At 71.9% G+C, this 22,771-nt stretch carries 24 protein-coding genes and 1 tRNA gene; 16 read left to right on the forward strand and 9 right to left on the reverse strand.

Features of this window, described 5'->3' with window-relative positions; genetic code table 11:
- The first annotated feature begins 95 nt into the window (after positions 1-95).
- Positions 96-1,325: an amidohydrolase gene (locus tag ACRWK8_RS15450; RefSeq protein WP_431871090.1), complete on the forward strand. Its 1,230-nt coding sequence runs from the start codon at positions 96-98 to the stop codon at positions 1,323-1,325.
- Between the two features lie 63 nt (positions 1,326-1,388).
- Here the strand turns inward: ACRWK8_RS15450 and ACRWK8_RS15455 are convergent.
- Positions 1,389-1,462, reverse strand: a tRNA-Pro gene (locus ACRWK8_RS15455).
- Between the two features lie 74 nt (positions 1,463-1,536).
- Positions 1,537-2,457: a metallophosphoesterase gene (locus ACRWK8_RS15460; RefSeq protein WP_431871092.1), complete on the reverse strand. Its 921-nt coding sequence runs from the start codon at positions 2,455-2,457 to the stop codon at positions 1,537-1,539.
- A 97-nt stretch (positions 2,458-2,554) separates the two neighbouring features.
- On the opposite strand from ACRWK8_RS15460, the gene ACRWK8_RS15465 reads away from it, so the two are divergent.
- Positions 2,555-3,007: a GatB/YqeY domain-containing protein gene (locus tag ACRWK8_RS15465; protein WP_378743389.1), complete on the forward strand. Its 453-nt coding sequence runs from the start codon at positions 2,555-2,557 to the stop codon at positions 3,005-3,007.
- Between the two features lie 61 nt (positions 3,008-3,068).
- On the opposite strand, the gene ACRWK8_RS15470 is transcribed toward ACRWK8_RS15465, so the two are convergent.
- Positions 3,069-5,456 carry a penicillin-binding protein gene (locus ACRWK8_RS15470; protein WP_378743391.1) on the reverse strand — a complete coding sequence of 796 codons (2,388 nt, stop codon included), beginning with the start codon at positions 5,454-5,456 and terminating at the stop codon, positions 3,069-3,071.
- A 437-nt stretch (positions 5,457-5,893) separates the two neighbouring features.
- On the opposite strand from ACRWK8_RS15470, the gene ACRWK8_RS15475 reads away from it, so the two are divergent.
- Entirely contained in the window at positions 5,894-6,211 is a 318-nt protein-coding gene (locus ACRWK8_RS15475) for a WhiB family transcriptional regulator (protein WP_378743393.1), read from the forward strand.
- A 25-nt stretch (positions 6,212-6,236) separates the two neighbouring features.
- On the opposite strand, the gene bagB is transcribed toward ACRWK8_RS15475, so the two are convergent.
- Both bagB and bagA read right to left on the reverse strand, forming a co-directional pair.
- Positions 6,237-7,424, reverse strand: coding sequence for an ArsA family ATPase (bagB, locus tag ACRWK8_RS15480; RefSeq protein ID WP_431871130.1), 1,188 nt, complete (start codon positions 7,422-7,424; stop codon positions 6,237-6,239).
- A gap of 116 nt (positions 7,425-7,540) precedes the next feature.
- The gene (bagA, locus tag ACRWK8_RS15485) at positions 7,541-8,608 is read right to left on the reverse strand and encodes an ATPase BagA (protein ID WP_431871095.1); all 1,068 of its coding nucleotides are present in this window, start codon (positions 8,606-8,608) and stop codon (positions 7,541-7,543) included.
- Positions 8,609-8,756: 148 nt separating this feature from the next.
- Here bagA and ACRWK8_RS15490 point away from each other — a divergent pair, with 148 nt between their 5' ends.
- From ACRWK8_RS15490 to ACRWK8_RS15505, 4 genes are all read left to right on the forward strand, one after another.
- The gene (locus tag ACRWK8_RS15490) at positions 8,757-8,930 is read left to right on the forward strand and encodes a DUF4177 domain-containing protein (RefSeq protein ID WP_017546677.1); all 174 of its coding nucleotides are present in this window, start codon (positions 8,757-8,759) and stop codon (positions 8,928-8,930) included.
- Complete coding sequence (locus ACRWK8_RS15495) at positions 8,931-9,392, forward strand: RidA family protein (RefSeq protein WP_378743399.1); 462 nt, start codon at positions 8,931-8,933, stop codon at positions 9,390-9,392. It begins immediately after the preceding gene.
- A gap of 59 nt (positions 9,393-9,451) precedes the next feature.
- Complete coding sequence (locus ACRWK8_RS15500; protein WP_431871098.1) at positions 9,452-10,291, forward strand: NUDIX hydrolase; 840 nt, start codon at positions 9,452-9,454, stop codon at positions 10,289-10,291.
- 96 nt (positions 10,292-10,387) lie between these two features.
- On the forward strand, positions 10,388-11,194 hold the full coding sequence (locus ACRWK8_RS15505; protein WP_378743403.1) for an MBL fold metallo-hydrolase: 807 nt from the start codon (positions 10,388-10,390) through the stop codon (positions 11,192-11,194).
- A gap of 116 nt (positions 11,195-11,310) precedes the next feature.
- Here ACRWK8_RS15505 and ACRWK8_RS15510 read toward each other — a convergent pair whose 3' ends face one another.
- Positions 11,311-11,994 carry a Crp/Fnr family transcriptional regulator gene (locus tag ACRWK8_RS15510; RefSeq protein ID WP_014908639.1) on the reverse strand — a complete coding sequence of 228 codons (684 nt, stop codon included), beginning with the start codon at positions 11,992-11,994 and terminating at the stop codon, positions 11,311-11,313.
- Positions 11,995-12,284: 290 nt separating this feature from the next.
- On the opposite strand from ACRWK8_RS15510, the gene nth reads away from it, so the two are divergent.
- From nth to ACRWK8_RS15525, 3 genes are all read left to right on the forward strand, one after another.
- Positions 12,285-13,055: an endonuclease III gene (gene nth / locus ACRWK8_RS15515; protein WP_378743405.1), complete on the forward strand. Its 771-nt coding sequence runs from the start codon at positions 12,285-12,287 to the stop codon at positions 13,053-13,055.
- A 139-nt stretch (positions 13,056-13,194) separates the two neighbouring features.
- Positions 13,195-13,848: an NUDIX hydrolase gene (locus ACRWK8_RS15520; protein WP_378743407.1), complete on the forward strand. Its 654-nt coding sequence runs from the start codon at positions 13,195-13,197 to the stop codon at positions 13,846-13,848.
- Positions 13,849-13,871: 23 nt separating this feature from the next.
- Complete coding sequence (locus tag ACRWK8_RS15525; protein WP_431871101.1) at positions 13,872-15,050, forward strand: MarP family serine protease; 1,179 nt, start codon at positions 13,872-13,874, stop codon at positions 15,048-15,050.
- A gap of 126 nt (positions 15,051-15,176) precedes the next feature.
- On the opposite strand, the gene ACRWK8_RS15530 is transcribed toward ACRWK8_RS15525, so the two are convergent.
- Together ACRWK8_RS15530 and ACRWK8_RS15535 are read right to left on the reverse strand one after the other, a co-directional pair.
- Positions 15,177-15,728, reverse strand: a complete 552-nt coding sequence (locus ACRWK8_RS15530; RefSeq protein ID WP_378743411.1) for an ATP-binding protein — start codon at positions 15,726-15,728, stop codon at positions 15,177-15,179.
- A 13-nt stretch (positions 15,729-15,741) separates the two neighbouring features.
- Entirely contained in the window at positions 15,742-16,089 is a 348-nt protein-coding gene (locus ACRWK8_RS15535; RefSeq protein ID WP_026119772.1) for an STAS domain-containing protein, read from the reverse strand.
- A gap of 233 nt (positions 16,090-16,322) precedes the next feature.
- Between ACRWK8_RS15535 and ACRWK8_RS15540 the strand changes: the two genes are divergently transcribed.
- From ACRWK8_RS15540 to ACRWK8_RS15565, 6 genes are all read left to right on the forward strand, one after another.
- Positions 16,323-18,614: a DEAD/DEAH box helicase gene (locus tag ACRWK8_RS15540; RefSeq protein ID WP_431871104.1), complete on the forward strand. Its 2,292-nt coding sequence runs from the start codon at positions 16,323-16,325 to the stop codon at positions 18,612-18,614.
- Between the two features lie 103 nt (positions 18,615-18,717).
- Positions 18,718-18,891: a DUF4244 domain-containing protein gene (locus ACRWK8_RS15545; RefSeq protein ID WP_378743416.1), complete on the forward strand. Its 174-nt coding sequence runs from the start codon at positions 18,718-18,720 to the stop codon at positions 18,889-18,891.
- Positions 18,869-19,228 (forward strand): TadE family type IV pilus minor pilin, encoded by a 360-nt coding sequence (locus tag ACRWK8_RS15550; protein WP_431871107.1) that lies wholly within the window; start codon positions 18,869-18,871, stop codon positions 19,226-19,228. The genes ACRWK8_RS15545 and ACRWK8_RS15550 overlap by 23 nt, the downstream gene beginning before the upstream one ends.
- A gap of 38 nt (positions 19,229-19,266) precedes the next feature.
- Positions 19,267-19,668 (forward strand): Rv3654c family TadE-like protein, encoded by a 402-nt coding sequence (locus ACRWK8_RS15555; RefSeq protein ID WP_431871109.1) that lies wholly within the window; start codon positions 19,267-19,269, stop codon positions 19,666-19,668.
- A gap of 681 nt (positions 19,669-20,349) precedes the next feature.
- Positions 20,350-20,913 carry an RNA polymerase sigma factor gene (locus ACRWK8_RS15560; RefSeq protein WP_378743422.1) on the forward strand — a complete coding sequence of 188 codons (564 nt, stop codon included), beginning with the start codon at positions 20,350-20,352 and terminating at the stop codon, positions 20,911-20,913.
- On the forward strand, positions 20,901-21,977 hold the full coding sequence (locus tag ACRWK8_RS15565) for a CU044_5270 family protein (protein WP_431871111.1): 1,077 nt from the start codon (positions 20,901-20,903) through the stop codon (positions 21,975-21,977). The genes ACRWK8_RS15560 and ACRWK8_RS15565 overlap by 13 nt, the downstream gene beginning before the upstream one ends.
- A 44-nt stretch (positions 21,978-22,021) precedes the next feature.
- Here ACRWK8_RS15565 and ACRWK8_RS15570 read toward each other — a convergent pair whose 3' ends face one another.
- The gene (locus tag ACRWK8_RS15570) at positions 22,022-22,762 is read right to left on the reverse strand and encodes a type II secretion system F family protein (protein ID WP_431871113.1); all 741 of its coding nucleotides are present in this window, start codon (positions 22,760-22,762) and stop codon (positions 22,022-22,024) included.
- Positions 22,763-22,771: the final 9 nt, after the last annotated feature.

Genomic DNA, 22,771 nt, shown 5'->3' on the forward strand with positions numbered 1-22,771 from the left:
CGCGTTCCGGAACCTCCCCTCGGTGGGTTCGCCCCGGTTTTTCGGGAAACGACCCACAGGGGTCCCTCCCGCCCCCGACCGCGAAGGAAGGCCGTATGACCAGCCCGACCGACACCGTCCTGTCCGACCTCGACACCGACCGCGCGCACCGGATCTACCGGCACCTGCACGCGCACCCCGAGCTCTCCATGCAGGAGCACGCCACCGCCGACCTCGTCGCGGCCGAGCTGGAGGAGCTGGGCATCGGACACTTCCGCTGCGGCGGCACCGGTGTGGTCGGCGTGATCCGCAACGGGGACGGGCCGGTGGTCGCCTTCCGGGCCGACACGGACGGGCTGCCCATCGCGGAGGACACCGGCCTGGAGTACGCGAGCACGGCCACCGGGACGCTGGAGGACGGCACCGTGGTCCCGGTCATGCACGGCTGCGGACACGACACCCACGTCACGTCCCTGCTCAGCGCGGCCCGCGCGCTCACGTCCCACCCCGACACCTGGTCCGGGACCCTGGTGCTGGTCTTCCAACCCGGTGAGGAGGTCGCGGCCGGTGCGCGGGCGATGGTCGACGACGGCCTGTGGGAACGCGCCCCGCTCCCCGAGGTCGTCCTGGGCCAACACGTGATGCCGCTCCGGTCCGGGACGGTCGACATCTCCCACGGCGTCGCGATGGCCATGGCCGACGCGCTGCGGGTGACGGTGTACGGGAAGCAGTCCCACGGTTCGCGACCGCAGTCCTCGATCGACCCGATCGTGCTCGGGGCGCACGTGATCGCCCGGTTGCAGACGATCGTCTCCCGCGAACTCGACCCGCGCACCCCCGCCGTGGTCACCTCCGGCACCTTCCACGCGGGCCTGAAGGAGAACATCATCCCGGACCGCGCGGAGTTCACCCTGAACATCCGCACGTTCGAGCCCGAGGTCCGCGAGCGGGTCCTCGCCGCCGTCCGCCGGATCGTCTCCGGTGAGGCGGCCGTCTCCGGAGCCCCGGAACCGCTGGTGGAGGAGATCTACTCGTTCCCGCGCTGCCACAACGACCCCGTCCAGGCGGCGCGCGTGGAGTCGGCGCTCAGGGACGGCCTGGGGGAGGGGAACGTCTCCGTGGCCGAGCCGGTGATGGGCAGCGAGGACTTCGGCCTCCTGGGCGAGGCCGTCGGAGTCCCCTCGGTCTTCTGGATGTTCGGGGGGTTCGACCTCGCACCGGGCGAGGAGGCCCCGGTCAACCACTCCCCGGACTTCGCGCCCGCCATGGGACCGGCGCTGGCGACCGGCACGCGCGCCGCCGTCGCCGCGATCCTGGCCTACCTCGGCACCGACCCACGGGGCTGACCGACCGGCACCGACCCCGGACACGACGAAGGCCGGTCCCGTGGGACCGGCCTTCGTGCTCTGTCGGGGTGGCGGGATTTGAACCCACGACCTCTTCGTCCCGAACGAAGCGCGCTGCCAAGCTGCGCTACACCCCGAAGCAACGTCCCCAAGTCTAGCGGACTCGGGGAGTGCTTGTGCACCTCGATTCCGTACGGATCGAACCCGCCGGTCAGGGACGGGCGACCAGGTCCAGGAGCGAGGCCTCCGGGCGGCAGCAGAACCGCACCGGGGCGTACGGGGACGTGCCCAGACCACCGGAGACGTGCAGCCAGGCGTCGCCCCACTCGTTGAGCCCCCAGGCGCGGCGGCGGTCGATCCCGCAGTTGGTGACCAGCGTCCCGTAGTAGGGCAGGCACAGCTGGCCGCCGTGCGTGTGACCGGCGAGCAGCAGCTGGTACCCGTCGGCCTCGAACCGGTCCAGGTTGGCGGGCTCCGGCGAGTGCAGCACACCCAGCCTGACGTCGGCCAGGGGGTCGGCGGGACCGGCGACGTCGTCGTAGCGGTCCAGCTTGATGTGCGAGTCGTGCACACCGGCCAGGGCGACGTCGAGGCCGTTGGCCTTGAGGGAGCCCTTGTGGTTGTTCAGGTCCAACCAGCCCGACGCCGACATCGACGCGCCCAGCTCCCGCCAGGGCAGGTCCGGCACCCGGCGCTTGCGGTAGTCCGTCTTGCTGGTCCGCCACAGGTAGCGCGCCGGATTCTTCAGCTGGGGCGAGAACAGGTCGTTGGATCCGTACACGAACGCGCCCGGCCGGTCCAGGAGCGGTCCCAGGGCGCCGATGAACGGCTCCACCGCGTCGGGGTGGGCCAGCGAGTCCCCGGTGTTGATCACCAGGTCCGGCTCGTAGGCCTCCAGCCCCCGGATCCAGTCGATGAGCATCCTCCGCCCGGGCGTCAGGTGCGCGTCGGACAGGTGCAGCACCCGCAGGCGGGGGCTGCCGGGGGGCAGCAGCGGCAGCTCGTACCGGCGGAGCCGGAACCAGTTGCGTTCGATGACCGAGGCGTACCCCAGCCCGGCCACACCGACCGCCCCGGTGATCGCGGCCGCGCGCCCGATCCGGCGCAGCAGTGGTCTGTTCTCGGCGCCCATCCGGCCCTCCTTCGTCGGGTACCGATCGTCTCAGATTCGGGGTGCCCCGCGCGCAAACCGTTGGTGGGCCCCGCCGGGGCGGCCATAGGATCGGGCCATGTCCGAACTCAAAGCCCGCCTCAAGTCCGACCTGACCACCGCCATGAAGGCGAAGGACAAGGTCCGCACCGCGACCCTGCGCATGGTGCTCACCACCATCGCCACCGAGGAGTCCGCGGGCTCCTCGCAGCGGGCGCTCAACGACGACGAGGTCACCAAGCTCCTCATCCGCGAGGCCAAGAAGCGTCGTGAGGCCGCCGAGGCCTTCGACAAGGGCGACCGCCCGGAGGCCGCCGCCAACGAGCGGGCCGAGAGCGAGGTCCTGTCGGACTACCTGCCCAAGCCCCTCACCGACGACGAGCTCTCCCAGCTGGTGACGGCCGCGGTCACCGAGACCGGCGCCTCCGGGATGAAGGAGATGGGCAAGGTCATGAAGATCGTCAACGCCCAGATCGCCGGGCGCGCCGACGGCGCCCGCGTGGCCGCCGAGGTCAAGCGCCAGCTGGCCTAGCGCAACGACGAGGGGGCGGTGGTGACCAGGTCACCACCGCCCCCTCGCGGGTGTCACGGGATCAGTCGCCCCGGCCGGGCTGGGTCGCCGGCGTCACCGGGAACCAGCCGTTGCGGCCCCGGTCGTCGTCCGCGTTGGCCCGGCCGCCGCCGCTGCTCAGGAACACGTTGACCGTCGCGCCCTCGGGGAGACGGGTGCCCGGGTTCGGGTTGACCGCGGCCACCGCACCCTCGCTCTCGGCGGAGCGGACCGTCGTGCCGGACACGTTCGCCGTGTAACCGGCGGACTCCAGGGCGGCCACCGCGTCCGACTCGCTCAGCCCGACGACGTTCGGGACGCCGCCGTCGTCGCTGGCCGGACTGGCCTCCTCGTCCCCGTCGTCGTCATCCCGTGGAGCGCGCGGCTCCGAGGTGGAGCCGAACTTGCCGGGCGCGGACGCCAGCCGCTCGGAGTCCAGGCCCTCGTGAGCGCCGCGCATGGTCTCCTGCCAGATCGGGCCCGGGATGGTCGCCCCGTACACGGTGCCGAAGTACCGGTCACCGATCCGCACGTTGCGCAGCGGGTACTGCTGGGGACCGCGCGGGTCACCGACGAACACGCTGCTGGCCATCTGCGGGGTGAACCCGGCGAACCAGGCCGCGGCGGAACCGTCGGTGGTTCCCGTCTTGCCCGCCGCCGGACGGCCGATGCCCAGGCTGGCGGCGGTGCCGCCGTTGAAGGTCTGCGACAGCAGGTAGCTGGTGCCGTCCGCGACCTCCTCGTCCATCACGCGCTCGCACTCGGGCTCGATGTCGATCGTGGTGCCCGCCTGGCGGTCCTCGATCTTCGTGATGGCCTGCGGCTCGCAGTACATGCCACCGGAGGCGAAGGTCGCGTAGGCGTTCGACACCCGCAGCGGGGAGACCTCCTCGCTGCCCAGCGTGAAGCTGCTGTTGGCGAGCGAGTTGTCGTTCTCCGTGAACAGGGTGCCGTCGGCGCGCTTCAGCCCGATCTTCTCGGCCATCTTCATCGTGTTGCACAGGCCCGCGCGGGCCTGGAGCTGCGCGAAGTAGGTGTTGGACGAGGCCTTCGTGCCGGAGATCATGTTGTGGTTGCCCGCGTTGCTGTCACCGGCGTTGCTCAGCGACCACGACTCCAGCCTCCCCCCGTTGCAGGAGGTCTGGCCGCTCACCGTGGTGGAGCTCGGTGAGTTGAAGGAGGTGCCGAAGGGCAGCCCCTGTTCCAGCGCGGCGGCCAGGGTGATCGCCTTGAACGTCGACCCGGCCTGGAAGCCGCTGCTGCCGCCCCGGTCCGAGTCGGTGGTGAAGTTGATGGAGGTCTCGCCGAGCTTGCTCTCGTCGGGACCGTAGTTGCGGCTCTGCATCATGCCGAGGATGTGGCCGGTGCCCGGCTCCACGATCGCCTGCGCGGCGACCTTGCGGGAGTCGTTCTCGCGCGGCACCCACTTGTCCACGGCCTTCTGCCCCGACTCCTGGGCCTGCGGGTCCAGGGTCGTGTGGATCTCCAGGCCGGCGGTGCGCAGCCAGCGCGCGCGCTCGGTCTCGTTGGGGCCGAACCGCTCGTCCTGCTCGATCTCCTGCACGACGTAGTCGCAGAAGAAGGGCTGGTCGCTGGGGACGCACCCGTTGGGCGGGGTGTCCAGATCCAGGTCCATGTCCTCGGCCTTGGCCTCCTCGGCCTCCTCCTCGGTGATGGACCCGGTGGCGACCATGCGGTCCAGGACGACGTTGCGCCGGTCGGTGGTCTGCTCGGGGAAGAAGCGCGGGTTGTACAGGTACGGGTAGCGGACGAGACCGGCGATGGTCGCCGCCTGGTGCAGCTCCAGCTCGCTCGCGGGCACCTGGAAGAAGTGCTGCGCGGCGGACTCGACGCCGTAGGCGCCGTCGCTGAAGTAGGCGATGTTGAGGTAGCCCTCAAGGATCTCGTCCTTGGACATCCGCTGTTCCAGGGCGACGGCGTAGCGCAGCTCCCGGATCTTGCGGGCGATGGTCTCCTCGCGGGCCTCCTCCAGTTCCTCCTGGGAGGTGGCGGCCTCGATCTGCACGTTCTTCACGTACTGCTGGGTGATGGAGGAGGCACCCTCGGTGTTGCCTCCCACGGTCCGGAGCGCGGCACGCAGGGTGCCGGAGACGTCCAGACCGCCGTGGTCGTAGAAGCGGGAGTCCTCCATGGCCAGGATCGCGTCGATCATGACCGGGGAGACGTCGTCGATGTCGACGAGCTCACGGTTCTGGTCGAAGATCTCGGCGATCACGCCGCCCTCGCGGTCGTAGATGGTCGATCGCTGAGGAGGCGGAGGTGTCTCGAGTTGGCTGGGCATGTCCAGGAAGCCGCTGGCGATGTTGCGGGCGGTGATCCCCATGCCGCCGACCGCCGGAAGGGCGAGTGCGGCGACGAGGAGGCCGGCGATCACACCGACGACGACCAGTTGGCTGATTCTTTGAAGCAATGTCCCCTGACCCACCCCATCAGACTAAGTGACCACGAACGCTCAGAAGCGGTGCGATCGGTAACGGACGGTGCGTTCTCACGCCGAATCGCCCCATGACTACGCACGAGCCGTACCCCGGACCATCCTTCCACGATTAACGCGGGGAGCCCCGGGAGCGGTTCGGCCGACACGCGCCCCTGCCCCGGTCGGGGAGGGTGGTCGGCCGGTCGCGCAATGGCCCGCTCGGGCCATATCCGTGAGACGGAAAGTGGGTCGAGTGGGTTCTGTTGGCGCGGCGATCCGAACCGTACTTTCGAGATACGGGGCGCCGTGACGGTACGTGCACGTCGCGCCCCACGCGGTAGCGGGAGGCCACCGTGTTCACCTCCACTCAACCAGAGCACACCAACCACCTTTGACCACGAGCGCTAGCACACGTCTGGGAAGTGGGCCACATGTGGACCAATCAGTGGACGACCGAGGCCCTGTGCCGTCAGATCGACCCCGATGCCCTGTTCGTCCAGGGCGCCGCGCAGAACCGTGCGAAGCTCTTCTGTCACGGCTGTCCCGTGCGGGTCGAGTGCCTCGCCGACGCCCTGGACCACCGGGTGGAGTTCGGCGTGTGGGGCGGAATGACCGAGCGCGAACGCCGCTCCCTGCTGCGCAAACACCCCGACATCACCGACTGGGCGCCCCTGCTGGAGGAGGCGCGCCGCGAGGGTGAGGACGATCTCTCCCGCATCGCGCGCACCCTGCGGGACACGCCCGCCTGACGCGTCGGCCCGGTGCGGCGCGGCCTCAGGCCTCCGGTGCCGTCTCCCCGGACTCCGTGGACCCTCTGGGCTCCGTGGTCCCTTCGGTGTCCGCCGATCCCCGCACGCCCCCGGCGAGCGCGACGCCGATCTCCCGCAGCCCCGCGAGGTCGTGCACGTCCTCGGGCCGCGCCGGTACCTCGACCACCCGCGCGCCCCGGTGCGCCGCCAGCATCCGGGAGCGCAGCCGCTCCTCGCGTTCGTGCGTCCGGACCCGTTCCGCGTGCAGGCGCAGCGCCGCCGCCGCGATCGGGTGGGTCCCGGCCTCCGTCAGTGAGGCGGCGGCCGCCAGCGCCTCGTCGGCGCCCAGACGGGAGCCGGGGCCGGGCGGCAGCGGGTGCGTCCGGTTGACCACCAGCCCCGCGAGCGGCATGGACTCCGTCGCCAGACGGTCCATGAAGTAGGAGGCCTCGCGCAGGGCGTCCGTGTCCGGGACCGCCACCACGACGAACGCCGTCCCCGGTGTCCGGAGCAGCCGGTACGTGCGTTCGGCGCGTTTCTGGAACCCGCCGAACACGGTGTCGAAGGCCGAGACGAACGAGCGCAGGTCGGCCAGGAACTGGGCGCCGACGATCTTTCCCACCACCGACCCCACCACGTTGACCCCGGCGCCCAGCAGCCGGAACGCTCCGTTGGCCGGGGGGCTGAGGAAGCGGATGAGCCTGCCGTCCAGGAACCGGCCGAGCCGCTTGGGGGCGTCCAGGAAGTCCAGCGCGGACCGGCTGGGCGGGGTGTCCACCACGATCAGGTCCCACTCACCGGACTGGCGCAGCTGTCCCAGCTTCTCCATCGCCATGTACTCCTGCGTGCCGGAGAAGCTCGTGGAGAGGGTCTGGTAGAAGGGGTTGGCCAGGATCTGGCGGGCCCGTTCGGGGTCGGCGTGCTCCCTGACGACCTCGTCGAAGGTCCGCTTCATGTCGAGCATCATGGCGTGCAGGCTGCCCCGGGCCGTCTCGGGGAGCGGCACCGGGCGCGGGGTGTTGTCCAGCTCGACCAGACCCATCGACTGCGCCAGGCGCCGGGCCGGGTCCACGGTGATCACCACGGTGCGCCGCCCCCGTTCGGCGGCCCGCAGCGCCAGCGCGGCGGCGGTGGTGGTCTTGCCGACCCCGCCCGAACCGCAGCACACGACGATCCTCCGGTGGGGGTCGTCCAGCAGGGCGTCCACGTCCAGCGGCGCGCCCTCGCGCGCGCCCCGCGCTCCCGGACCTCTCGCTCCCGGACTTCCCGTTCTCGGTCCTCCCGCTCCCGGTCCTCCCGCTCCCGGTCCTCCTGTTCTCGGGCCCTCGGTCACCGTCCCACCCCCTGATCGGTCAGGCACCGGGCCAGGTCGCCCAGCGCGGCGCGGTCCACCCCGCCCTCCACCCGGGGCAGCTCCACCAGCGGCGGGCCCAGATCCTCCAGCTCGCCGCGGACCCGTTCCTCCAGTAGGCGGCGCAGCGCGTGCGCGCGCACCTCGCCCGCGAGGTCGGCGGCCAGCTCCCCGTGCGCCCCCAGAAGGGCCGGGTCCAGGCCGGCGGCGCCGAGCCCCGACGCGATCGCGGCGGTGTCCGTCTCGCCCGCGACGGCGGCGGCGAGGTCGGTCGCCTCCAGCAGCGGCGGGGCGACCATGTTCACGATGACGGCCCCCGGGCGCAGCCCCAGGTCACGGAGTTCCGCGATCCCGTCCCGGGTCTCCTGCGCGGGCATCTCCTCCAGGAGGGTCACGACGTGCACGCGGGTGCGGTCGGAGCGGATCACCTCCATGACCCGGTCGGCGTGGTTGCGGACCGGTCCCACCCGGGCCAGCCCCGCCACCTCGGAGTTGACGTTCAGGAACCGCCCGATCCTCCCGGTGGGCGGCGCGTCCATGACCACGGCCTCGTAGTGGAAGGGGGCTCCGGCGGGGGCGTCGGAGGACCGGCCCCGGGCGCCCGCGCGCCGCCGGACCGCCTCGGTGGCCTTGCCGGTGAGCAGGACGTCGCGGAGTCCGGGCGCGATGGTGGTGGCGAAGTCGACGGCGCCCATCCGGGTGAGGGCCTGCCCGGCCCGGCGCATGCCGTAGAACAGCTCCAGGTACTCGAGCAGCGCGGCCTCGGCGTCCGCCGCCAGCACGTGGACGGAACCGCCGCCCGGCGCGGAGATCATCTCGCGCTCCTCGTAGGGCAGGGCGGGGCTCCCGAGCAGGGAGGCCACGCCCTGGCGGCCCTCCACCTCGACCAGGAGCACGCGCCCGCCCCGGGACGCCAGGGAGAGCGCCAGGGCGGTGGCGGCCGTCGTCTTCCCCGTGCCGCCCTTGCCGGTCACGATGTGCAGTCGGGCACCGGCGAACGCCGCTCCCCGGTCGTCTCCGCGCGGTCCCTGTTCACGATCGCTCACCCGACGGAGTCTATGTGCGCGCCCCGTCGGGAGGCGGACGCGGGTGCGCCCGGGTCCGCCTGACCTCCCGGGTGGGCGCGGGTGAGTAAGGTGAGCGGCGTTGAGGGGCGGTCCCAGGGGCCGCCGGTGACCGAGAGGGGTATGGACGATGACCAAGTGGGAGTACCAGAGCGTGGCTCTGCTGTCGCACGCCACCAAGCAGATCCTGGACAACTGGGGCGAGGACGGCTGGGAGCTGGTCTCCGTCGTGCCCGCGCCGCTGCCCGAGGGCACCGACCCGCGCAACCAGCAGTACGTCGCCTACATGAAGCGGGCCAAGTAGATGGCGACCCCCGAGGAGCGCATCGCGGAGCTGGGGCTCACCCTGCCCGAGGTGGTCCCCCCGGTCGCGGCCTACCAGCCGACCGTCCGCAGCGGTGCCCACGTCTACGTCTCCGGCCAGCTGCCGTTCGTGGACGGCGCCCTTCCGGCGACCGGGAAGGTCGGTGCCGGGGTCAGCCCCGAGACCGCCAAGGAACTGGCCGCCGTGTGCGCGCTGAACGCCATCGCGGCGGTGCGGGCCGAGGTCGGAGACCTGTCGGACGTGGTGCGGATCGTGAAGGTGGGCGGCTTCGTGGCCAGCGCGCCCGAGTTCACCGGGCACCCCGGTGTGATCAACGGGGCCAGCGAGCTGCTGGGCGAGGTCTTCGGCCCGGCCGGGGTGCACGCCCGGGCCGCCGTCGGTGTGGCCTCCCTGCCGCTGGACTCGCCGGTCGAGGTTGACATGATCGTCGAGGTCCGCTGACCGGACCCGGGGACGACCGGGCCACGGCGCGGGCCCTCGTGAACGACGGGAGTGTGTCGATGACCGAGGACGACGGTGTGGCCCGACCCCGCCCCGCCGCCACCGTGATGCTGCTGCGTCCGGCGGCGGGCTCCGACGCCGCGCGGGCCGAACGCCCCATGGAGGTCCTGCTCATGCGCAGGGTGCCCTCCATGGGGTTCGCCCCGGGCGCCTACGTCTTCCCGGGCGGCCGCGTGGACGAGCGGGACTCCGACGGCGACCTGCCCTGGACCGGTCCCTCCCCGGAGGAGTGGGCCGGGATCCTGGGAACGGACGTGCCCCGGGCCCGGGCCCTGGTGTGCGCGGCCGTACGGGAGACCTTCGAGGAGACCGGTGTGCTGCTCGCCAGCGAACCGGAGCGGGCCGACCAGGAGGCGATCACCCTTGACACCGCGACCGACGACTGGGAGCGGGACCGGCTCGGCCTGATCGACCGCACCCACTCCTTCACGGAGGTGCTGCGGCGGCGCGGTCTGGTGCTGCGCTCGGAGTGGCTGCGCGCGTGGGCGAGGTGGATCACCCCCAGGAGCCAGCCGCGCCGGTTCGACACCTGGTTCTTCACCGCCGAACTCCCTCCGGGGCAGGAGTCGCGCGACGTCGGCGGGGAGGCGGACCTCACGCGGTGGACCGACCCGGCCGTGGTCGCGGACGAGTGGAGCGCCGGGCGGATGCCCATGCTGCCGCCGACCGTGATCGCCTGTGCCGAGCTGGCCGACCGGCGGACCCTCCAGGGGGTGCGGGAGGCCCGACGGGATATCGTTCCCATCGAACCGGACGTTCGGGAGATAGACGGTCAGATCCGTGTCGTGGCGCCGGACGGCGGCGACTTCCCCCTTCCGGGGCCCGGCGCGGCACAGTGAGCGTCCGCCCCCGGCGGTGCGCGGCTCCCCGTCGCCGAGCGGCCCCCAGCGGGTCCCGCCGGACGGGTCCGGGTCGCCCGATCGAAGCGAGGTGCGATGAGGATCGACGGTTCCGGGACACTGCGCGCCGCCTGCGTGCTCTGCCCCAACCCAGGCCCGATGACGTTGGAGGGGACCAACACCTGGATCCTGCGTGAGCCGGGTGCCCGAGGGGTGCTGGTCGTCGATCCCGGCCCGCACGACGAACGGCACCTGGAGCGGGTGGCGCGGATCGTGCAGGAACAGGGCGCCCAGGTCCAGATGGCCGTGGTGACGCACCGGCACTTCGACCACGCCGAGGGCTCCCGGTACCTCTCCGAGCTGACGGGGGCCCCGGTGCACGCGGTGGACCCGGAGGTACGGGTGGGCGGCGCGGGGCTGGAGGACGGTCAGCTGTTGGACGTGGACGGCCTGGAGGTCCGGGTCATCGCCACGCCGGGGCACACCGACGACTCGATCAGCCTGCTGGTGGAGGCCGACGGCGCCATCCTGACCGGGGACACGATCCTCGGCCACGGCACCACGGTGATCGACGGGGACGACGGACTGGCCCCCTACCTGGACTCGCTGTACCGGCTCCGGGACCTGGTGGAGGAGTACCAGGTGCGGACGCTCCTCCCCGGGCACGGACCAGTTCTGACATCGCCGTCGGCGGCGCTGACCTCCTACATCGACCACCGCGAGGCGCGTCTGGCGCAGGTCCGCGACGCCGTGGCTGCCGGGGCGGAGGGGGTCGGGGCGATCATCGACCGCGTCTACCCGGACGTGGTCGAGAGCATCCGTCCGGCCGCGGCCTCCTCGGTCCGGGCGCAGCTGCGCTACCTCGCGACCAGGGGCGAGCTCCCCGAGGGCTTCGTGGAATAGGGCCGTCGCCACGGCCCCACACGGCCCGGAGAGCGCCTGAGAGGCCCCTGACAGCGCTGCGGCCGCCACCCCGGAGGGTGACGGCCGCACAGCGTCTGTGGTTCGGCTGGGGTCGTTCAGCGGGCGCGGCGGCGCATGCGCTCGACGTCCAGCAGGACCACGGCCTTGGCCTCGATCCGCAGCCAGCCGCGCAGGGCGAACTCGGCCAGGGCCTTGTTGACCGTCTCGCGGGAGGCGCCCACCAGTTGGGCCAGCTCCTCCTGGGTGAGGTCGTGGTGCACGTGCAGGCCGTCGTCGCCCTCCTTGCCGAACTTGTCGGCGAGTTCGAGCAGCGCCTTGGCCACGCGGCCGGGCACGTCGGTGAAGACCAGGTCGGCCATCACGTCGTTGGTCCGGCGCAGTCGGGCGGCCAGCGACTTCAGCAGCTGGAGCCCCACCTGCGGGCGGCTGGACAGGAAGGGCCGCAGGTCGTCGTGGCCGAGCCCGGCGAGCACGGAGTCGGTGACGGCCACGGCGCTCGCGGTGCGCGGGCGCGGGTCGAACAGCGACAGTTCACCGAACATCTCGCTGGGGCCGAGCACGCCCAGCAGGTTCTCGCGGCCGTCGACGGCCGTGCGGGTCAGCTTGACCTTCCCGCTGAGGATCACGTACAGGCGGTCGCCCTCGTCACCCTCGTTGAACAGGGTCTGACCGCGACCGAGACGCACCTCGTTCACCGAGGAGCGGAGCGCGGCCGTGTCCTCCTCGTCCAGCGCCTCGAACAGAGGGGCCTTCCGGAGCACCTCGTTGATCTCGTCCACACGTCCTCCTAAAACCTGACCGTCAACAGTGTGACGTATATCGCAACCGGGTGGGAAACCAGTTCGTTACCACGGCTTGTCCGCCGGGAGACAACGTGCCCACAACAGCCGACGTCAGCCCATGTGATCCTAGTCGTTGTCGACTTGGGTCAGGGCTTGTCCGCGCCGGGTGACCGGACATTGGTTACATAATCTCGGTCACCAGCCGAAACGTCGGCGCGGGGTGGAATCCCGGCGCCGGGGTGAGTCGACCCGGACGTGCCCCACGACCGGACGCCTACCCTGTGACGATGTCCCACACTCCAGAGTTCCGCCACACCGCGTCCGAAGAGGACGCGGCCGTGCCGGAGAACGCCACGCCCACCGGTGAGAGCCGACTCGCGCTGGTCCGCCGCGCCCGGAAGATGTACCGGGAGCTCTCGGAGCTGTACCCGGACGCCCACGCCGAACTGAACTTCACCACCCCGCTGGAGCTCCTGGTCGCGACGATCCTGTCCGCGCAGTGCACGGACAAGCGGGTCAACCTGGTCACTCCGGCGCTCTTCGCGCGCTACCCGGACGCCGAGGCCTACGCGTCGGCCAGCCGCGAGGAGCTGGAGGAGATGATTCGTTCGACGGGGTTCTTCCGGGCCAAGGCCAACAGCCTGTTGGGGCTGGGCCAGGCCCTGTGCGAACGACACGGCGGCGAGGTCCCTGGAAACCTCACCGACCTGGTCAAACTACCCGGTGTAGGGCGAAAAACCGCAAACGTACTGCTCGGAAACGCCTTCGATGTGCCGGGGATCACCGTGGACACCCACTTCGGTCGTCTGGTCAGGCGCTTCGGGTGGACCGACGAGGAGGACCCGGTCAGGGTCGAGCACGCGATCGGGGAGCTCTTCCCGCCCAAGGACTGGACGATGCTCTCCCACCGCGTGGTGTGGCACGGCCGCCGCGTCTGCCACGCCCGCAGGCCCGCCTGCGGCGCGTGCGGGGTGGCCCGCTGGTGCCCGTCCTTCGGGGAGGGCCCCACGGACGCCGCCACCGCCACCAAGCTGCTCCGCATGCGCTCGTTCGCCTGACCGCCGCGCGCCCTGGGACGCGGGCGCGGGTCGCCGCGGTTTGTACCCTGAAGCACGTGAGTGCGCGCACACCGGCTCCCGAGGCGTCCGCACCCGCACAGACGTCGGCGCGACAACCCCCGGAACAGGTTCCCTGCGTATGAACTCGACCCCGCTCTGGCTGTCCGCTCTCGCGGACGCCGCCCGGACGATGCCGGTACCCAAGCCGATGCGCCCGCCGGAGCGGGGAGGGCGGGAGTCGGCGGTCCTCATCCTCTTCGGAGAGACCGACCTGGGCCCCGACCTGCTGCTCATCCAGCGCAACGCCGGGCTGCGCCGCCACGCGGGCCAACCCGCCTTCCCCGGCGGACGGATCGAGCCCACCGACGCCTCCCCCGAGGCGGCCGCCCTGCGCGAGGCGGAGGAGGAGACCGGGGCCGTGCCGGACGGGATCGACGTGGTCGGCCGCCTCCCCGAGCTCTACCTGAGCTTCAGCGACTTCCGGGTCGCCCCCATCCTCGGCTGGTGGCGCGAACCCTCCGAGGTGCGCGCCGCCGACGTCGGGGAGGTCGCGGCCGTGGCACGGGTCCCCGTCGCGGACCTGGCCGAGCCCGCCAACAGGGTCAAGGTCCGCTACGGGGGAGGCCCCATGTGGGGTCCGGGCTTCCGTGTGGACGGCATGCTCGTCTGGGGATTCACGGGAGCGATCATCGACAGCCTCCTCGTGCTCGGCGGATGGGAACTTCCCTGGCGCGACCGGGGTCTCACTGACGAGTTCGAAGCCACCCCGCAGGGCCTGCGCCCGGTCGGGTAACGCTCACTTCTTGGAGGGCATCCGTGCTCGACGCGGTTCTGGTCATCCTGTTGCTGCTCTTCGCGGTGACGGGGTACCGGCAGGGATTCATCGTCGGCGTCTTCAGCTTCGTCGGCTTCATCGGCGGGGGGATCGTCGCGGCGCTCACCGCTCCGGGGCTCATCCAGGACTGGGTGGCCGACCCCGGTCGGCAGGCGCTGCTGGCCATCGCCGTGGTGTTCCTGTCCGCCGCCCTGGGCCAGTTCCTCGCGTCCTATCTGGGCACCATGGTGCGCAACAAGGTCACCTGGGACTCGGCACGCGTCGTGGACGCGCTCGGCGGCGCCGTGGTCAGCGGGATCTCGGTGCTCCTGGTCGCCTGGTTCATCGGCAGCACGGTGGCCAACTCCGCCCTGCCGTACGTGTCGCAGCAGGTCAAGGAGTCGCGCATCCTCCAGTCGGTGGACGCGCTGATGCCGGACGCCGCCCACCAGGGCTTCTCGACCTTCCGGCGGGTGGTGGACCAGAGCGCCTTCCCGCAGGTGTTCAGCGGTCTGGGCACCGGTGAGCTCGCGGAGGTGGAACCGCCGGACCCCGACGTCCTCACGACCCCGGAGCTCATCGAGTCCAGCCGCAGCGTGGTCAAGGTGCTGGGCACCGCCCCCTCGTGCCAGCGGAGGGTGGAGGGCACCGGCTTCGCCTACGCTCAGGACCGCATCATGACCAACGCCCACGTGGTCGCCGGGGTCACCGAGGACCTGCGCGTGGTCACCCGCGACGGGCACCAGCTGGAGGCCACCCTGGTGCTCTTCGACGCCCAGCAGGACCTGGCCGTGCTGCACGTGCCAGGGATGGACCTGGAGCCCCTGGACTTCAACGGTGAGGCGGCCCAGGGCGACGACGCGGTCGTGGCCGGGTTCCCGCGCAACAGCGGGTTCACCGCCGTCCCCGCCCGCATCCGCGCCAAGCAGACCGCGCAGGGCTCGGACTTCTACCACTCCCAGCAGGTGAGCCGGGAGATCTACCAGGTGCGCGCGGTGGTGCGCCCGGGCAACTCCGGCGGCCCGCTGCTGGCGCCCGACGGCACCGTGTACGGCGTGGTGTTCGCCGCGGCCACCAACGAGGACGAGACCGGGTACGTGCTGACCGCGGACGAGGTCGCGGCCAACGCGGAGGAGGGGCTGACCGCCACCGCGGAGGTCTCCTCCCAGACCTGCGACTGAGCCACGGGGCACCCGGGACCGGACGACTGATCACCGGTCCCGGGCCCCCGGGGCCACCGGTCCCAGACCCGGGAACGACGAGGGGGCGCCTCCCGTGCGGGAGGCGCCCCCTCGTGACGTTGACGTCTAGTTCGAGCTCGGGTTCTGGGTCTGGTCCGTCTGGATCGGCCAGCTCATCCGGACCACCGTGCCCGACTCCTCGGGTTCGATGCTGACCTCGTCAGCGAGGCCGGTGATCACCGCCAGGCCGAGGCCGGGGGAGAAACCGGAGATCCCGCCGGGAGGGGTGTCCTCTCCGTCGAGGAAGAGGCCGTCGAGCAACGGCTCCAGGTGGGTCGTCTCCTCGGTGTCCTTCGCGGGGGCACGGTCGGAGACGACCACCTCGAACCGTCGTGTCGCGCTCCCGTTGGAGTGCGGCGTCGGGTTCGGGGCGTCGGCCCGGGGGTCCGTCACCGGATCGGGTCCGCTGCCGTCGATCAGCTGGAGCAGGATCGGCTCTGTGGGGCAGTGCAGCTTGTGCGCCGCGACCGCCCGTGAACAGGCCTCACCGACCGCCAGCCTGATCTCGTCGATCGCGGAGGCGGCGATACCCGCCCGACGTGCGACGGTCGCGGCCATGAGCCGGGCCGTGCGCACGTGGGCCGGGAGCGCGCTGATCGTGAGCGTGATGGTTGCCATCGCTCGCTCTGGGTTACTTCGACGAACGCTTGTCGATGGCTTCCTGCACCGAGCTGTGGATACCGAACACCTTGGTCAGTCCGGTGATCCGGAAGATCTTCAGAATCCGCTCCTGGGTGCAGACCAGGTCCAGCGTCCCGTCGTGGGCACGGACCCGCTTCAACCCGCCCACAAGCACACCGAGGCCCGTCGAGTCCAGGAACTCCACCTTCTCCATGTTCACCACGAGGTGGAAGTTGCCCTTGTTGACCAGGTCGATCAGCAGCTCGCGGAGCCGGGGCGCGGTATAGACATCGATCTCACCCTCAACGACGACGATCTCGGTGTCGCCCTCGGTGTAGTGATCAAGCTTCAAATCCACAAGTCCTCCAGCGCCGAACCGCGAAATATCGCGAAGTATCTCTGCCGGGCGTTACCCCACCAGCACGCATTCAACCACGGGTGTCGCGAATGTCCGTCCGTCATGCACGGAAAAACGGCGACCCCGCGCCACTCCTACCCCGGATGTCACACTGAAACCGACGTCGAGCGGTGCCCCGCGTCTCGGAACGAGGGCCCACGACTCGTGAACGTGTCCAGTGAGGAGGGGACTCGATGAGGCGATCGGAGCCCGCGCTCCCCGGTGTGTGGCGTGACGACACCCGATACCCGCAGGTCACCCATATCGAGCATGTGGCCCGCAACGCGGGAGTGAGTGGGGACTGGCCGGACTGGACAGGCCCCCACCTGGTCGAACGACTGGCCGAACGGGGGATCACGGGTCCGTGGTCCCACCAGGCAGCCGCCGCCGACCTCGCACGCTCGGGCCGTGATGTGATCATAGCCACGGGTACAGCCTCGGGGAAGTCGCTTGGCTTCCTTATGCCCGCTGTGGACGCGATTGACTCAGGCGGGACGGTGCTCTACCTCTCTCCTACGAAAGCGCTTTCCCAGGACCAGCTCAGATGGATTACGGACCTGGGACTTTCGGCCATGCGCGCGGCCGTCTACGACGGCGACACCACCCCCGAGGAACGCTCCTGGGTGCGCGAGCACGGGAACTACGTCCTGACCAATCCGGACATGCTCCACCACGGCATCCTGCCCCGGCACGGGGCGTGGTCGAGGTTCCTGCGGCGGCTCCGCTACGTGGTGATCGACGAGGCGCACCGGTACCGGGGGGTCTTCGGCTCGCACGTGGCCCAGATCCTGCGGCGTCTGCGCAGGGTGTGCGCCCGCTACCGTTCGGAGCCGGTGTTCGTCCTGGCCTCGGCCACCTCGGGCTCACCCGCCGAGAGCGCGACCCGGCTGACCGGGGTCCCGGTCACCGCCGTGAGCGAGGACGGCTCGCCCCGGCCCGGGATGTCCGTGGCCCTGGTCGAGCCCGAGCTCACCGACCTCACCGGCGAGAACGGAGCCCCGGTGCGCCGCACCGCGCCCTCCCAGGCCGCCGAGATGCTGGTCGACCTGGTCCGAGACGGAGTCAGGACGCTGGTCTTCGTGCGTTCGCGTCAGGGGGCCGAGGTGGTCGCGATGAACGCCCAGCGGATGCTCACCGAGAACGGCGAGCACGATCTGGCAGGGCGGGTCGCGGCGTACCGGGGCGGGTACCTGGCGAGCGAGCGGCGTGAACTGGAGGAGGCCCTGCGCACGGGGGAGCTCCTCGGTCTGGCCAGCACGAACGCCCTGGAACTGGGTGTGGACATCAGCGGGCTGGACGCCGTGCTCATCGCCGGTTGGCCGGGCACGCTCGCGTCCCTGTGGCAGCAGGCGGGCCGGGCCGGACGGCGCGGTGAGGACGCCCTGGCGGTCTTCATCGCGCGGGACGACCCCCTGGACACCTACCTGGCCCACCACCCGGAGGCCATTTTCGGCCGTTCGGTGGAGGCCACCGTCCTCGATCCGGAAAACCCGCACATCCTCGGCCCGCACCTGTGCGCGGCCGCCCAGGAGCTCCCGATCACGCGGGAGGACCTCGCCCTGTTCGGTGAGACCACCGAGGGCCAACTCGCGGAACTCGTGGACCGGGGACTACTGAGGAAGCGCCCCAGGGGCTGGTTCTGGACGAGTCACGAACAAGCAAGTGACCTGGCCGATATTCGGGGCGCGGGCGGGCCGCCGGTCCAGATCGTCGACACCGCCAGCGGGCTGCTGCTCGGGGAGATCGACGAGGCGGCCGCGCACGGCACCGTCCACACGGGGGCGGTCTACCTCCACCGGGGCGCCACCTACCTGGTCGACGACCTCGACCTGGACGAGGGCGTGGCCCTGGTGCACGCCGCCGAACCGCCCTACAGCACCTGGGCGCGGGACACCACGGACATCTCCGTGCGGTCGGTGCTCCGCGAGGAGACCTGGCCCAGCGGGGCGTCGGTCTGCTTCGGGGAGGTCGAGGTGGTCCGGCAGGTGGTGGGCTTCCTCAAACGGGACGTGCGCACCGGCTCGGTCCTGGGGGAGCAGTCCCTGGAGATGCCCGAGCGCACCCTCCAGACCCGCGCGGTGTGGTGGACGCTGCCCCGCGAGGGCGAGGACCGGCTGCGCGGGGAGGACGTCCCCCTCCTCGGCGCCGCGCACGCCGCCGAGCACGCGGCGATCGGCCTGCTGCCCCTGCTCGCCACCTGCGACCGTTGGGACATCGGCGGGGTGTCCACCGCCGTGCACGCCGACACGGGGAAGCTGACGGTCTTCGTCTACGACGGCTACGAGGGCGGCGCCGGGTTCGCGGAACGCGGCCACGCGGCGGCCCGCGAGTGGCTCACCGCCACCCGCGCGGCGATCGCGGACTGCGAGTGCGAACAGGGCTGCCCCTCGTGCATCCAGTCGCCCAAGTGCGGGACCGGCAACGAGCCCCTGAGCAAGTCCGGGGCCCTCCGCCTCCTCGACGAGGTCCTGGGCGCCGGGAGCTGAGTTGTCCACAGGCCGGGGACGACGCCTTCCCCTCCGCCGGACGTCACCGCACTCTGGAAGGACCGGGCGGAACCCACTCCTCCCGGACCACCCGGGAGGCCCGATGTTCTCTTTCCCGACGTCCACCCTCGACCGCGGCATGAGCACCGCCGAGTACGCGGTCGGCACGATCGCCGCCGTCGCCATCGCGGGGGTGCTCTACCTCATCGCCACCAGCGAACCCGTCTCGGCCGCGCTCACCACGGTGTTCGTCGATGCCCTCCAGCCCCGCCACTGACCGCGGCTCCGTGACGATGGAGGCCGCCATGCTGCTTCCCACCCTCATGCTCGTGCTGGCCGTCGCCCTCGGCGGGATCGCCGCCGCCGAGGCCCGACTCTCCTGTGCCGACGCGGCCCGGATCGGGGCCCGGGCCCTGGCCCGTGGGGAACCGCCCGAACGGGCCCGGTCCCTGGCCCTGTCGGCCGCGCCGGAGGAGGCCGGCGTGGAGTTCTCCGAAGGAGACGGCACGGCCCGGGTCACCGTCAGAGCCGAACTCCGGATCGGTCCGCTCCGAGCCCCGCCGATCAGCGTCGGCGCCGACGCCGCGGTCCCCCTGGAAGCGCACGGGCGGTGAGCCGGGGTTCCGCGGCGGCCCCGGAGGTTCCCGGCCCGATGGGACGGTCGCCCGCCCCGGGGCCTGCTCCGCGCGGACGGGGACCGGGGGCGCCGGGTTCGGCGGACGCGGGCTCCGCGACGGTCTGGTGGATCTCGCTCAGTCTCGTCCTCTGGTTCCTGGTCCACGCCGTGCTGCTCACCTCGACGGCACGCCTGGACCGGGACCGGGCGGCGACCGCCGCCGACCTCGCCGCCCTCGCGGCGGCGGCCCGCGTGCACGAGGGAGCGGACGCCGCCTGCGCGGTGGCCCGACGGACCGCCGAGGCCAACGGGGCGGATCTCGACGCCTGTGACCTGGACGGCCTCACCGTCGAGGTGACGGTGTCCCGCACCGCCTCGTCCCTGCCCCACGAGGTCATCGCCCGTTCCCGAGCCGGACCCGTCCACCATCCCGAGTGAGCCGACCGCCCGCCGGGCCGGTCCTTAGGGCTCGCCGCCCGTTTCCGAGCTGACCCGTTCACCGTCCCGAGTGAGCCGACCGCCGGGCCGGTCCGTAGGGCTCGCCGCCCGTCCCGAGCCGGACCCGTCCCCGAGTGACGCGACCCCCGCCGGTGGGGCAGGTGTGGTCCTGCCCCCGTGAAGTCGGCTCACCACGCCCCGGCGGGGGACGGGTGTGCGCGGTCGTCACGGTCGAGGTGGGAGAGCTCGGGCCCCGCCGGGTGATCGGGTCCGGCCTGGACGTGACTTCGGTGACCGGGCCGGCGCCCGGTTCGATGCCCGGCCTCGCCCGAGGGCTCAGGGCGAGGCCGGTTCCTCCGTCCCGGGCCTTCGGCGGGGGACGGGGCCGCTCCAGGTCCCGTCGGTCCTGTCGGTCCCGGGGGAGCTCGTGGTGCGCGCGGCCCCAACCTCCCAGGTGGGCGGGTCCCGACGGGTACCCTTCCACCGCCAGTGAAGGGCGGGACTCCAGTGATGGATAGCCCTCCAGTGACGGGGCGGGCTTCCGGTGATGGGCAGGCCTCCGGTGACGGGCAGGCCTCCTGTGACCCGGGTCATGTACTGGTCCGCAAGAAAAGTCTCCTCCCGACCGAACACACACCCCCTCCACAGACATAGACGGGTGAGAGAACGGGAGGAACGCCGATGCGAGAAGGCCGGGCCGGAGACGAACACTCCGACCGACGCGACTTCAACGACATGTTCGAAGAGCACTACGACGCGGTCTACCGCTACGCGCGACGGCGTGTGGGGCCCGACCAGGCCGATGACGTCGCCTCGGAGGCATTCGTCGTGGCCTGGCGGCGTCGGGGGCGCGTGCCCCCGGGGCAGGAATTGCCCTGGCTCTACGCCTGCGCCCGCCGGATCGGGCTCGCCCACATGCGCACGGCGCGACGGCAGGGGCTGATCGCCGAATCGCTCGGGCGTGAGTCCGGCGCGCCCCACCACGACGACGCCGACCAGTTCCTCGACCGTGCCGGTGCCCTCGCGGCACTGGCCCGGCTGACGGAGGTCGAACGCGAACTCGTGATGCTCGTGACCTGGGAGGGGCTCGACTGCCGCCAGGCGGCGAAGGTCGTCGGCTGCACCCACGTCACCGCTCGCGGCCGTCTGCACCGGGCTCGAAGGAAACTCACCGCGTACATGAAGGAAGACGCCCCCGCACCCGCTCGGGTCCGCGTCCTGAAGGAGGCCCCGTGGACGACCTGACCGCCCTGCGCAACGCGTTCGAGGGCACCGACCCCGCCAAGGACGCGCGCCCCACCCCCGAGTCCCGACAGCGGGCGCGTCTCGACGCCATCGCGAAACTGGAGGAAGAGAAGACCATGGCCCGTCCCCTGTGGAAGCGCGTCCCCGTCCTGGCCGCCGGTGCGGCCACCGCCGCCCTCGCCGTCGGCGCCGGAGTGATCATCCTGCCCGGCGACGACCCCACGGGCATCCCCCTCGCCTACGCCGCGCAGCCCGAACCCATCGAGGTGACCGGAGGCGCGCCGGTCGACGGCACCGAACCGCTGACCGCACTGGCCGATGTCACCGAGGCGCGCGGCGCGGCTCCGGGTGAGGGCGACGTCGCCTTCGTGTCCACCACCGGCACGCAGCTCCACCTGCTCACCGCCAACGCCGGTGACGAGGACCCCGACGAGACGTACGGCTACCGGTTCGTCCCCTATGACTGGACCGGCTGGGAGGACCCGAAGGGCAACACCCGCCTGGACACCGAGCCGAAGCCCCCGCTGGAGACCGGGGGCGAGGAGGCCGACCACGAGTGGTTCCTGGAGCAGGGGAGCGAGTCACACGAGGACACCCTGCACGAGAGCCTGGTCTGGCCCGCAGAACTGCCCACCGACACGGACGGCATGCTGGAGGTGCTCGCGGACTTCGGTGAGGGACCGCTCGACGAGACCCTGCCCGCAGTGGCCAACGCGGCGGACAGACTCTACGAGTCACGCCCGCTGTCCGGCGCGGAGGAGGCGGCGGTCCAGCGGGTGCTCGCGGAGGTCGCGGACGTGACCTATCTGGGCACCGCCACCGACACCCTGAACCGTGAGGGCGAGCTGTTCTCCTTCACTGTCGAGGACGAAGGACGCGTGTCCGAGGTCCGGTACATGTACGACGCCGAGGACGGCGCGCTGCTCTACCGCGACACCACCGTGCTGGAGCAGGACCCCGACTACGGCGACGCCGCCGACTTCGGGCTGGAGTACCCGCTCCTCACCGAGCAGGTCGGCTTCGTGTGGTCAGGCTGGGTCAGCGAGATCGGTCAGCGCCCCTGACCCGACGCGGGGGCGGTGGACCGGGGTCCACCGCCCCCGTCTCCTCAGTGGGAGAGGGCGGCCGACAGGAGTTCGGCCGCCATGGGCACGATGCCGATCAGGACGAAGGCGGGCAGGAAGCACAGGCCCAGCGGGGCGACCACCAGGACCCCCAGCCGTTCCACGCGGGCGGTGGCCGCCGACCTCGCCCGGCGCCGGAGGTCCCGCACGTGCCGGTCGAGCAGGTCCGCCACGGGGGCGCCGGTCTCGGCGGCCCGGGCCAGGTCCGCGCCGACGGCCACCAGGGGCGCGGGCAGCGCCGAGCGCTCCCACGCGAGGGCGGGCTCGGCACCCAGTCTCAGCTGGTCCCGGACCGCGAACAGCTCCGTGCCGAGGTCGCCGCGTGCCGCTCCGGCCACCGCGCCCAGACACGCCGGGAGCGTGGCCCCGGCCCGGACTCCCGACGCGAGCAGTCCGATGAGCACGGGGAGGTCGTCGGTGACCGGCAGCCGCGCGGACCGGCGTCGTCCCCGACGGGAGCGCCACCACAGGTGGGCGCCGACCCCCAGCGCGACCAGCACGCCCGTCCATCCGAGGAGCGCGACCAGCAGCGTCGCGCCTCCGACGAGGGCGACGATCCGCAGCCACGGCCCCGCTCCGTGCCCGAGCCCGGTGCCTCGTCCGTGGTCTCCCTCGGGGCGCACGCGGGCGCCGAGGACCTCCCGGAGCACCCGTGGACGGTCCGAACCGCACAGGACCCACACCGAGCCCGCCGCGAACAGCACCGCCATCACCTCGAAGAACATGCCTCCTCC

The organism is Nocardiopsis eucommiae, from assembly GCF_965344335.1.
GTDB lineage: Bacteria > Actinomycetota > Actinomycetes > Streptosporangiales > Streptosporangiaceae > Nocardiopsis > Nocardiopsis eucommiae.

Coding starts and splice junctions, on each gene's coding strand:
- ACRWK8_RS15450 (WP_431871090.1), top strand. CDS start 96: ATGACCAGCCCGACCGACACCGTCCTGTCCGACCTCGACACCGACCGC.
- ACRWK8_RS15460 (WP_431871092.1), bottom strand. CDS start 2,457: ATGGGCGCCGAGAACAGACCACTGCTGCGCCGGATCGGGCGCGCGGCC.
- ACRWK8_RS15465 (WP_378743389.1), top strand. CDS start 2,555: ATGTCCGAACTCAAAGCCCGCCTCAAGTCCGACCTGACCACCGCCATG.
- ACRWK8_RS15475 (WP_378743393.1), top strand. CDS start 5,894: ATGTGGACCAATCAGTGGACGACCGAGGCCCTGTGCCGTCAGATCGAC.
- ACRWK8_RS15490 (WP_017546677.1), top strand. CDS start 8,757: ATGACCAAGTGGGAGTACCAGAGCGTGGCTCTGCTGTCGCACGCCACC.
- ACRWK8_RS15495 (WP_378743399.1), top strand. CDS start 8,931: ATGGCGACCCCCGAGGAGCGCATCGCGGAGCTGGGGCTCACCCTGCCC.
- ACRWK8_RS15500 (WP_431871098.1), top strand. CDS start 9,452: ATGACCGAGGACGACGGTGTGGCCCGACCCCGCCCCGCCGCCACCGTG.
- ACRWK8_RS15505 (WP_378743403.1), top strand. CDS start 10,388: ATGAGGATCGACGGTTCCGGGACACTGCGCGCCGCCTGCGTGCTCTGC.
- nth (WP_378743405.1), top strand. CDS start 12,285: ATGTCCCACACTCCAGAGTTCCGCCACACCGCGTCCGAAGAGGACGCG.
- ACRWK8_RS15520 (WP_378743407.1), top strand. CDS start 13,195: ATGAACTCGACCCCGCTCTGGCTGTCCGCTCTCGCGGACGCCGCCCGG.
- ACRWK8_RS15530 (WP_378743411.1), bottom strand. CDS start 15,728: ATGGCAACCATCACGCTCACGATCAGCGCGCTCCCGGCCCACGTGCGC.
- ACRWK8_RS15540 (WP_431871104.1), top strand. CDS start 16,323: ATGAGGCGATCGGAGCCCGCGCTCCCCGGTGTGTGGCGTGACGACACC.
- ACRWK8_RS15545 (WP_378743416.1), top strand. CDS start 18,718: ATGTTCTCTTTCCCGACGTCCACCCTCGACCGCGGCATGAGCACCGCC.
- ACRWK8_RS15550 (WP_431871107.1), top strand. CDS start 18,869: ATGCCCTCCAGCCCCGCCACTGACCGCGGCTCCGTGACGATGGAGGCC.
- ACRWK8_RS15555 (WP_431871109.1), top strand. CDS start 19,267: ATGGGACGGTCGCCCGCCCCGGGGCCTGCTCCGCGCGGACGGGGACCG.
- ACRWK8_RS15560 (WP_378743422.1), top strand. CDS start 20,350: ATGCGAGAAGGCCGGGCCGGAGACGAACACTCCGACCGACGCGACTTC.
- ACRWK8_RS15570 (WP_431871113.1), bottom strand. CDS start 22,762: ATGTTCTTCGAGGTGATGGCGGTGCTGTTCGCGGCGGGCTCGGTGTGG.